The organism is Aeromicrobium sp. REDSEA-S32_B7 (genome assembly GCF_001626145.1).
Lineage (GTDB): Bacteria > Actinomycetota > Actinomycetes > Propionibacteriales > Nocardioidaceae > Aeromicrobium > Aeromicrobium erythreum.
On sequence record NZ_LUNF01000145.1, the window covers coordinates 1 to 7,998 of the forward strand.

General features: G+C 73.2%; 6 protein-coding genes and 1 riboswitch. Of the genes, 5 read left to right on the forward strand and 1 reads right to left on the reverse strand.

Annotation, left to right across the window (positions count from 1 at the left end; genetic code table 11):
- The 4 genes from A6Q79_RS10215 to A6Q79_RS10230 form a co-directional block, all read left to right on the forward strand.
- A partial coding sequence (locus A6Q79_RS10215) for a (2Fe-2S)-binding protein (protein WP_317698082.1) occupies nucleotides 1-252 on the forward strand: 252 nt, incomplete at its 5' end.
- A 167-nt stretch (nucleotides 253-419) separates the two neighbouring features.
- A riboswitch (cobalamin riboswitch) is annotated at nucleotides 420-489 on the forward strand.
- Nucleotides 490-539: 50 nt separating this feature from the next.
- Nucleotides 540-4,160 (forward strand): cobaltochelatase subunit CobN, encoded by a 3,621-nt coding sequence (cobN, locus tag A6Q79_RS10220; RefSeq protein WP_286690619.1) that lies wholly within the window; start codon nucleotides 540-542, stop codon nucleotides 4,158-4,160.
- The gene (gene cobF, locus A6Q79_RS10225) at nucleotides 4,157-4,918 is read left to right on the forward strand and encodes a precorrin-6A synthase (deacetylating) (RefSeq protein ID WP_286690620.1); all 762 of its coding nucleotides are present in this window, start codon (nucleotides 4,157-4,159) and stop codon (nucleotides 4,916-4,918) included. The genes cobN and cobF overlap by 4 nt, the downstream gene beginning before the upstream one ends.
- A 37-nt stretch (nucleotides 4,919-4,955) precedes the next feature.
- A complete protein-coding gene (locus A6Q79_RS10230; RefSeq protein WP_067860260.1) occupies nucleotides 4,956-5,462 on the forward strand; it encodes a hypothetical protein in 507 nt (168 codons plus the stop codon).
- 2 nt (nucleotides 5,463-5,464) lie between these two features.
- On the opposite strand, the gene A6Q79_RS10235 is transcribed toward A6Q79_RS10230, so the two are convergent.
- A complete protein-coding gene (locus tag A6Q79_RS10235; protein ID WP_286690621.1) occupies nucleotides 5,465-6,916 on the reverse strand; it encodes an MFS transporter in 1,452 nt (483 codons plus the stop codon).
- 191 nt (nucleotides 6,917-7,107) lie between these two features.
- Here A6Q79_RS10235 and A6Q79_RS10240 point away from each other — a divergent pair, with 191 nt between their 5' ends.
- Nucleotides 7,108-7,779 (forward strand): TetR/AcrR family transcriptional regulator, encoded by a 672-nt coding sequence (locus A6Q79_RS10240; protein WP_289017174.1) that lies wholly within the window; start codon nucleotides 7,108-7,110, stop codon nucleotides 7,777-7,779.
- The last annotated feature ends 219 nt before the right edge of the window (nucleotides 7,780-7,998 follow it).

Below are 7,998 nucleotides of genomic sequence, written 5' to 3' on the forward strand. Positions count from 1 at the left end.
CGCACGGAGCACTCGGTCTCGGAGCAGGTGCTGGCGGGCAACGCGGCCTCGGCCGTGTTCGGGGCGCTGCGCATGGCCACGCTCGCCCGCCCCGACGTCGCCGACCGCGCGCTCGAGGTCGGCGCCCGGGCACTCGCGCACCCCTACCTCGTGGGCACGGGGGAGCCCGACCTGCCGTTCCGGCGCCGCTCCTGCTGCCTCTTCTACCGGATCCCCGGCGGCGGCACCTGCGGCGACTGCGTCCTCGCCTGACCCCCTCCCACCGCAGCCCCCCATCGGTGGATCAGCAACCTCCGTGACGACGATCCCGGCGATCGGTGGATCATCCACCGCAGGGAGCGTCCTGGGGTTGGTGATCCACCGATAGGGGGTTCGGGCGCTCGGCCGACTAGGCTGGCCGGGACCCGTCGCCGCGGGTCGGGGAAGCCGGTGCGAGTCCGGCGCGGTTCCGCCACTGTGACGCCTGCGAGCAGGTACAGCCAGACACCCTTCGCGGCGACTCCCGCCGCACGGGGCGAGAACCCCGAGGAGGAACCCCGATGACCCGCATCGCGCTGCTCTCGACGTCCGACACCGACCTGCTCTCGGCCCGCGCCAGCGGCGCCGACTACGTCTACGCCAACCCGGCCAAGCCGGGTCACCAGGACATGGCGGCCGCGATCGAGGCGGCCGACCTCGTCGTCGCCCGCATCCTCGGCTCCCCGCAGGACCTGTGCTCCGGCTTCGCGCGGATCCGCGCCACTGGGAAGCCGATGGTCGTGCTCGGTGGCGAGCAGTCGCCCAGCGCGGAGCTGATGGAGCAGTCGACCGTGCCGATCGGCGTGTGCGCCGACGCCCACGTGTACCTCGCGGAGGGCGGGCCGGAGAACCTCGCCCAGCTGCACGCCTTCCTCTCCGACACCGTCCTGCTGACGGGCGAGGGCTTCGAGCCGCCGAAGGTCCTCCCGGAGTGGGGCCTGGCGCCCCGCCCGCAGGGCGCCGACGCCGCGGAGAACGCGGGCAAGGCCCGCATCGGCGTCCTCTACTACCGCGCCCACGAGGCGAGCGGCAACAGCGGCTTCGCGCACGCCCTGGCCGACGCCGTCGACGCCACGGGCGACGCCGTCGGCGTCCCGATCTTCAGCTCGTCGCTGCGCGCCGCGCCCGACGCGCTCTTCGAGGAGATGGCGAACCTCGACGCGCTGATCGTCACCGTGCTCGCGGCCGGTGGCACCAAGCCCGGCACCGTCAGCGCCGGCGGCGACGACGAGTCGTGGGACGTCGCGCGGCTCAAGGCCCTCGACATCCCGATCCTCCAGGGCCTCAGCCTGACGTCGAGCCGCGCCGAGTGGGAGGCCTCCGACGACGGCGTCTCGCCGCTGGACTCCGCCAACCAGATCGCCATCCCCGAGTTCGACGGGCGCATCATCACCGCACCCTTCTCGTTCAAGGAGGTCGACGAGGACGGGCTGCCGCGCTACGTCGCCGACCCCGAGCGCAGCGCCCGCGTGGCCGGCATCGCCGCCGCCCACGCCCGCCTGCGCCACACGCCGCCGGCCGAGCGCAAGGTCGTGCTCATGCTGTCGGCGTACCCCACGAAGCACAGCCGGGTCGGCAACGCGGTCGGCCTCGACACCCCCGCCTCCACCATCCGTCTGCTACGTGCCATGCGCGACGCCGGCTACGACCTCGGCGCCCCGGGCGAGATCCCCGGCCTCGAGCACGACGACCTCACCGAGGCCGGTGACGCCCTCATCCACGCGCTCATCGACGCCGGCGGCCAGGACGAGGAGTGGCTCACCCACACGCAGCTCACCGAGAGCCACGTGCGCATCCCGGCCGGCCGCTACACCGAGTGGTTCGAGCGGTTCCACCCCGACCTGCGCGACGCGATGCTCGAGGCGTGGGGTCCCGCGCCCGGCAAGCTCTTCGTGAACGGCGAGCGGGAGATCGTGCTCGCCACCATCCGCGCCGGGAACGTCGTGCTGATGATCCAGCCGCCCCGCGGGTACGGCGAGAACCCCGTCGCGATCTACCACGACCCCGACATGGCGCCGTCGCACCACTACCTCGCCGCCTACCGCTGGGTCGAAGAGGAGTTCGGGGCGCACGCCGTCGTGCACCTGGGCAAGCACGGCTCGATGGAGTGGCTGCCCGGCAAGAACGCCGCGCTGTCGGCGGCCTGCGGCACCGACGCCGCCATCGGCAACCTGCCGCTGATCTACCCGTTCCTCGTCAACGACCCGGGCGAGGGCGCGCAGGCCAAGCGTCGCGCGCACGCCACGATCGTCGACCACCTCATCCCGCCGATGGCGCGTGCCGAGAGCTACGGCGACATCGCCAAGCTCGAGCAGCTGCTCGACGAGTACGCCAACATCGGCGCGATGGACCCGGCCAAGCTGCCCGCCATCCGCGAGCAGATCTGGACCCACATGCGGGCCGCCGAGATGCACCGCGACCTCGGCCTCGACGACCAGCCCGACGACGAGGGCTTCGACGACTTCATCTTCCACGTCGACGGCTGGCTCTGCGAGATCAAGGACGCCCAGATCCGCGACGGTCTGCACGTGCTGGGCCAGGCGCCGGGCGGCGAGGCGCGCGTGAACCTCGTGCTCTCGATCCTGCGCGCCGCGCAGATCTGGGGCGGCGAGACCGGTGCCGTGCCGGGACTCCGCGCCGCGCTGGGGCTCAAGGGCGACACCGACGACGAGCAGGACCGCGAGTCGCTGCAGCGGATCGACGCCGTCGAGGAGCAGGCCCGCGCCCTCGTGCAGGGCATGGAGGACGCCGGTTGGGACACCGCCGCCGTCGAGGGCCTGCACGACGACCCGGTGGTCCGCGACGTGCTGCGCTTCGCCGCCGAGCAGGTCGTGCCGCGCCTCGCGCAGACCACCGACGAGCTCGACCACGTGCTGCACGCGCTCGAGGGCGGCTTCATCCCCGCCGGCCCGTCGGGCTCGCCGCTGCGCGGACTCGTCAACGTGCTGCCCACGGGCCGCAACTTCTACACCGTCGACCCGAAGGCGGTGCCGTCGCGCCTCGCCTGGGAGACCGGGCGCGCGATGGCCGACTCCCTGCTCGAGAAGCACCTGTCCGACACCGGCGAGTACCCGCGCTCCGTCGGCCTGTCGGTGTGGGGCACCTCGGCCATGCGCACGTCGGGCGACGACGTCGCCGAGGTGCTGGCGCTCATCGGCGTCGAGCCCGAGTGGGACCCGGCCTCGCGGCGCGTCAACGGCCTGCGCGTCGTGCCGCTGGAGGAGCTCGGCCGCCCGCGCATCGACGTCACCGTCCGCATCTCCGGCTTCTTCCGCGACGCGTTCCCGCACGTCATCGGCATCCTCGACGACGCCATCCGCCAGGTGGCCGAGCTCGACGAGCCCCTGGAGCAGAACTACGTGCGCGCGCACACCGAGGCCGACCTCGCCGAGCACGGCGACCGGCGTCGAGCCACCACCCGCATCTACGGGTCCAAGCCGGGCTCCTACGGCGCGGGCATCCTGCAGGTCATCGAGGCCGGCAACTGGAAGACCGACGACGACCTCGCCGAGGTGTACACGGCGTGGGGCGGCTTCGCCTACGGCCGCGACCTCGACGGCCGTCCGGCGGCGGAGGACATGCGCGCCAACTACCGGCGCATCGCGGTGGCGGCGAAGAACATCGACACCCGCGAGCACGACATCGCCGACTCCGACGACTACTTCCAGTACCACGGCGGCATGGTCGCGACGGTCCGTGCGCTCACCGGCGCCGAGCCGAAGGCCTACGTCGGCGACTCGACCACGCCCGACGCGGTGCGCACCCGCACGCTGCAGGAGGAGACGACGCGCGTCTTCCGTGCCCGCGTGGTCAACCCGCGCTGGATCTCGGCCATGCAGCGCCACGGCTACAAGGGCGCGTTCGAGCTGGCGGCCACCGTCGACTACCTGTTCGGCTTCGACGCGACCGCGGGCGTCGTGCACGACTGGATGTACGAGAAGCTCGCCACCGAGTACGTCCTCGACGAGACCAACCAGGAGTTCATGCGCACGTCGAACCCGTGGGCGCTGCGCGGCATCGTCGAGCGGCTCGGCGAGGCGGCCGAGCGTGGCCTGTGGGCCGAGCCCGACCCGGAGGTCGTCGCGGCCATGCAGCAGGTGTACCTCGACCTCGAGGGCGACCTGGAGGACCGGCACACGTGACCCGGCGGCGCTTGACCCTGGTCGGGATCGGCCTCGGCCATCCCGACCACCTGACGCTGGAGGCGGTCCACGCGCTGCAGTCGGCGTCGGTGGCTCTGGTGACGGTGAAGCGGACGGGGGACCCGCTCGCCGCGGTGCGTCGGGACCTCCTGGCCCACCACGCACCCCGCCTGCGGGTCGTGGAGGTCGTCGACCCCGAGCGTGACCGGTCGGCCGCGTCGACGTCGACCACGTCGGGGTACGAGGGCGTCGTCGGCGACTGGCACGAGGCGCGGGCGCAGGCGTGGGAGCAGGCGCTCCTGGAGCACCCCGACGGCGACGTCGTGGTGCTCGTGTGGGGCGACCCGGCGTTCTACGACTCGACCATCCGGGTGGTGGAGCGGGTGCTCGCGCGGAGCGCGGTCGCGGTCGACTGGTCGGTGCTGCCGGGCATCTCGGCACTGCAGCTGCTCGCCGCCCGGCACCGGGTGGTGCTGCACGAGGTCGGGCAGCCCGTGCACGTGACGACGGAGCGCCGTCTGCGCGAGGCGGTGGAGCAGGGGCAGCGCAACGTCGTCGTGTTCCTGACGTCGGGCACCGACCTGTCGGGCCTCGACGACTGGCAGGTCTGGTGGGGCGCGAACCTGGGGGCGCCGTCGGAGCGGCTCGTCGCGGGCCGGGTGGCCGACGTGGCCGACGCGATCGCGGCAGCGCGTGCGGCCGCAAAGGCCGAGGCCGGCTGGGTGATGGACCTCTTCCTCCTGCGCCTCCCCACCTGAACCCTCCCCACCCCGCTGACCGTGAGATGGTCGGGACGTGCTCTCGGACCACCGCCGCATCGCCGTCCTCGGTCTCGTGGTCGTGACCGTCCTGGCACTCGCCGTGTCGTGGTGGACCCAGCCCACGGCCCTGCCTGGCGACGCCGAGCGGGTGGCGCAGCGCGCGGCCGTCGACAGCACGGTCGACGTCGTGGTCGTGCCGAGCGTCCCGCCGGGCCTGACCCTGCGGTCGGTCGAGCCGGACCTGCCCGCGGGCACCACGCGGGCCGACGTGCAGGTGCTGCTCTGCGGCCGGCTCGACGGCGACGCCTCGGTCGAGGTGTCGACCGCCGGCGACCTCACCGCGATCTGCTCGACCGCGCGGCCCGCGAAGGCCGGGACCCGCACCCGCCCGGACGAGTCGTTGCTCGTGCGCGTCACCCCCCGCGCGCGGGGCGACGTAGAGCTGCGCGGCCTCCGGGTGCGCTACACGCGCGACGCCCGGCACCTCTGGCAGACCGGCACGCAGCTGGTCCCCGTCGCGGTCCGGGTCATCACGCCCTGACGTCAGGCCTCCTCGGTGTCGCGGGAGTCGGTCAGGGTGCTCGCGCCGTAGGCGGCGATCGACCCGGACACGACCGCGAGCACGAGGAAGACGATCCGCTCGCCGTGGAAGAACGAGGCGACGAGGTCCGGCGTCCAGGCCCCGGTCGGCAGCACCTGCACCACGAGCGTGGCGAGCAACGTGCCCACGAGCGCCGTGCCGACGCTGGTGCCGAGCTCCTGGGCCGTGTCGTTCAGGGCTGCCCCGAGCGACGTCCGGTTGCCGGGCATCGCGCCGATCAGCGCGACCGCGCAGGTCATCATGACGGTGCGCAGGCCGACGACCATGACGACCATCGCGACGACGATCGCGGGGTACCCGTGCTCGACCGCGTACGCCATCGTGACCAGGCCGACGGCGAGCAGACCCGCACCGACCAGGCAGGCGACGCGGTGCCCGAGGCGCGAGACCATCGACTCCGTCAGCGGGTTCGAGAGCAGCATCGTGACGATCATCGGCAGGCTCGCCAGGCCGGCGCGGACGGGGCTCCAGCCGTAGGCGTACTGGAAGTGCAGGACGAGCGAGAACATCACGCCGGTCATCGCGACGGACGTGCCGAGCTGCGCGATCGTCGCCCCGCGGACGGTGCCGCGCCTGAAGACGTCCAGGTCGAGCATGGGCGACGCGGTGCGGCGCTCGTGGCGGACGAAGAGGACCGCGGAAGCCACCGAGCCGAGCACGCAGGCGAGCGTGACGGCCGACAGCCAGCCGCGCTCGACGCCGCTGGTGAGGGCGTACGCGCCGAGGCCGATGGCGGCGACGCTGAGCGCCGCTCCGGGCAGGTCCAGCGCGTCGTCGGTGAGGTCGTCGGCGTGGTCCGCGGCGACACCGACGCGCACGCCGATCCAGGCCACCAGCGCGATCGGGGCGTTCACGGCGAGCAGCCACTCCCAGCCCACGTGCTCCAGCGCCGTGCCGCCGAGCACGGGTCCGAGCACGAAGCCCGCCATGCCGACCATCATCATGATCGGGAACGCGCGACGTCGCAGCGCCTCGTCGTCGAAGAGGCGGAAGACGAGCGAGTTGGTGATGGGCGCCATCGCGGCGGCGCAGAGCCCGAGCGCGGCGCGCAGGGCGATGAGCTCGGCCGTCGAGCCGACGAGCAGCGCGCCCAGGCTGATGGTGCCGAACGCGGCCAGGCCGACGAGGAGCACCCTGCGGCGACCGAAGCGGTCGGCCACCGAGCCGGCGGTCAGCATGAGGCCGCCGAAGGTCAGGGCGTAGGCGCCGGTGACCCACTGCAGCGACGTCGTGGTGCCGTGCAGGTCGCGGCCGATGGTGGGCAGCGCGATCGACAGCAGCGTGTTGTCGACCATCTCGACGAAGAATGCGAGGCAGAGGGCGGTGAGGGGGATCCAGGCGGCGCGCAGCGAGGGGTAGGTGCGGGTCGTCGGAGTCGTGGTCGTGGTCGTCATGAGCCACCTCCGGAAGTCTCGAACAGCGTTCGACCATCGAACGCTGTTCGAGACGATAGAACATGGTTCGATAGGATGCAAGAGTGAGTCCCCGACGACCCGCTGCCGGCGCGCCCCGCCAGCCGCGCCCCCCGCGCCCACCCGGCCCGCCGCGACGCCAGCCGCCCCCGCGCAGCCGGACCACCCACTCGATGGAGTCGGTCCTGACCGAGGCGGTCGGGCTCCTCGACGAGGCGGGCGAGCCCGCGCTCACGTTCCGCGCCCTCGCCGCACGACTGGGCGGCGGCGTGGGCAGCATCTACTGGTACGTCTCCGGCAAGGACGAGCTGCTCGAGCGCGCCGCCGACTTCGTCCTCGAGGGCGTCCTGGACGCCACGGAAGGCTACGTCGACGGCGACCCGGTCGACGACCTGCGGCGCACCGCGATCGCCCTGTTCGACGCGGTGGCCGACCGTCCGTGGCTGGGCGCCTACTTCATGCGCAACACCGGGTCGCAGCCCAACTCGCTGCGCTACTACGAGCGGGTCGGCCAGCACGTGCTCCGCCTGGGCCTGGACCCGCTCGAGACGTTCAACGCCGCGTCGGCCGTCGTCGGCTACGTCATCGGCATCGCGGCCGACCTCGGCCAGCAGCCGCCCGAGGAGGTCGTCGACGGCAGCACCACGCGCTCGGACTACCTGGCCCGGACCGTGGCCGAGTGGCGCGAGCTCGACCCCGACGAGTGGCCGTTCCTGCACACCATCGTCGACGTGTTCGCCGACCACGACGACGCCGCCCAGTTCCGCGCCGGGCTCGACCTCCTCCTTGCGGGCCTGAGCCTGCGAGCGGGCCACCGCCCCCCTCCCCCACCCCGCCGAGGGTGACGTTTCGACCCCGATCCGCGGCGGATCGGGGCCGAAACGTCACACTCAGCGGGGGACGAGGTCGGCGACAGTCGTGCGTGCGAGGGTCGCCTCGGTGGCTCGCGCGACCTCGGCGTCGACCTGCGTGAGACCGTCCTGGATGCTGCGTCCCACGGGGCAGCGGGGGCTGGGCAGGTGGATGGCCAGCACGGGCTCCTCGCCGCGCACCAGGCGCCAGAC